The sequence below is a fragment of the Candidatus Rokuibacteriota bacterium genome (assembly GCA_016188005.1).
GTDB lineage: Bacteria > Methylomirabilota > Methylomirabilia > Rokubacteriales > CSP1-6 > UBA12499.
The window spans coordinates 1-2277 of sequence record JACPIQ010000054.1; the positions used below are offsets into that span (position 1 = coordinate 1).

The 2277-nt window shown below is 72.4% G+C and carries 1 protein-coding gene; it reads right to left on the reverse strand.

Annotated features, from left to right (window positions below; genetic code table 11):
- Positions 1-2277 (reverse strand): hypothetical protein (locus HYV93_10465; protein MBI2526396.1); only part of this gene is annotated, 2277 nt, incomplete at both ends.

Genomic DNA, 2277 nt, shown 5'->3' on the forward strand with positions numbered 1-2277 from the left:
ACGTCCGGCGGGGGGACGATGGTGAACCCGACCCCGGCAGTCCCGGAGTTCCCGGCCCGGTCGCGGGCCTGGATCTTGAAGGTCCAGAATCCGTCGGCGAGGTCCTGCGCGGGCGTGAAGGTCACGAGCGTCCCCCCCTCCCCCTCGTTACGCCCGCCGGAAGGAGGCGGGCTACTCGGGGCAGGCGGGGGGAGAGGGGAGAAGGTCAGAAGCCCGGTTACGTCCAGGGCGCCCGTCTTCCCCTCAAGGGTGGCGAACCACCCCGCCGGATCTAGTCCGCTATATGGTTCCCGCACCTCGGCCACGAACGTGGGTCGCCGGTCCGGGATGGCGGCGCCGCCGGGAGGGGTGGGCGGCACAAACAGGATCGACGGCGCCGTGCCGTCGGTGCGGATCGAGATCGGGTCGCTCGCGGGGGAGACGTTCCCCGCGGCGTCGATCGAGGCGACCGTGAGGACGTGATCGCCGTCGGTCGCCAACGCGAGCGAGAATAGCCAGGGGACGGCGTCGCCGTCCCCCTCTCCCCCGGCCCCACCCGCCGAGGGGGGAAGGGGAACCACGAACGTGGCGACCAGCGTCCGGGCGTCGTAGACGGCCAATAGTGTCCCCGCCTCCGCCGTGCCCGAGAGCGTGACGAGCGATCCCAGCCAGGTCTCCGGCGAGGGGGCCGGTGAAACAACAGTGGGGGCGACGGGCGGGGTGTCGTCGACGAGGATCGTGACCGATCCCGTGGGGCGGGCGTCCTCGCCCGCCCCGGGCGTCGGCGGGCACGGCGGCGCCGGCGGGGACGCCTGCGCCACCGTCAGGGTGACGAGGCCCTCGCCGCCGGAGAGGCGGAGACCCTCGATGGAGAGGGCGCCTCGGGAGGGGGGATCGATGAGAAAGAGGGCGCCGTCGGCGTTCAGGCGGGGCGCTCCACCCGGCGGCGCTTCCGCGGCGCACTCCAACGGCGCCGGTGCGCCGCGCCCCAGCAAGAGGGGACCGGTGAACCCGTCCGCGAGGAGGTGCTGCGCGTCACGACCCATCACCGAGAGCGTGAACGGGGTGTTGCTCCGAACGGCCCGCAGTGGCGCGGGCGGGACGCCCGCGCCACCCCCGCCGGCGCCGCCCCACGGGGGGAGGACCGCCTGCAGGCGGAAATCGACGATCGGACCTGCCGGCGGCTCCGGATCGGGCGGCGATCCGGCCAGATCGATCGTGAGGAGCGATCGCGCCGTCGAGTCGGCCGGGATGTACGCCCGCGCGCCGTTGCTGGAAAGCGCCATGTCGGTCGCCAGCGCCCCGAGCGGGATGCGCGCGAGCACCTGATGCCGCGTGGGGCTCGCAGGATCGCTGTCCACTACGGCCAGCGTGTCGATGCTCAACCGCGACTTCTCGTCCACGAGGCGTTCCACCACGCAGAGGCGGCGGCCGTCCGACGTCAGCCGGATGAGACTCGGCGAAGCAACCGCCAGCGTCGCAGTCTCCGCCCCGCTCCGAAGATCGATCGTCGCGACACTGGAGGAGAAGCCCCATCCGTAGGCCTCCGCCCCACCCGTTTCCACGGCCAAGTCCCGGTACGTGCGCGCGGCGGTAAAAACAGCCAACTCAACGCCGCTCGCCGCGTCCCACACGATCAGTTGCGGAACGGAAGTCGGTTTCCCCGTCTCGGGGTCGATCGGCCCCTCGGTTACCACGCTCCCGTACAGCCGGTCGCCCTCGGGCGACAGCGCAAACGCTATTGGCTCCGTCACGGCGCGCGAGATCAGGGTCGTCACCTGGCGGGACGCCGCATCCATCGCCGCGATCGTGAAGCCGGAGGGCGGTGCAAACCCGTGAAGATAGACCCGATCCCCCGCTGGAGAGACAGCAAACGGCCTCGCGTCGCCGGAGAGCGGGACGACGGCGATAGCGTCCCCCGTCGCCGCGTCGTAGACCCGGAGGTCGTACGCGGCGATTCGCCGGTCCGCGGTCCCGATGGCGACTTCGCCCCTCGTCGGGATCGCGAGGATCCCCGTCACCGCCGCGTCCGGCGCCGGATTCGGCACGATCGTCCGCAGCACCGCGCCGGTCTCCGCATCCACGATCATCACCGACGGCGTGACGCTCCCGTCCGAGTTCTTCGCCGGTTCGAGCGTCACCCAGATCCGCCCCGCCTCCTCCGCGAAGGCCACCCGCTGCGGCACGGCCCCGAGCGAGACCCTCGAAAGCACCGTAAACGGCGGGGCGCCGCCCGACGGGTCCACCCCCACGGCGAACTGCGAGAGCGAAGCGCCCGAAGCGGAGAGCGCGTAGCCG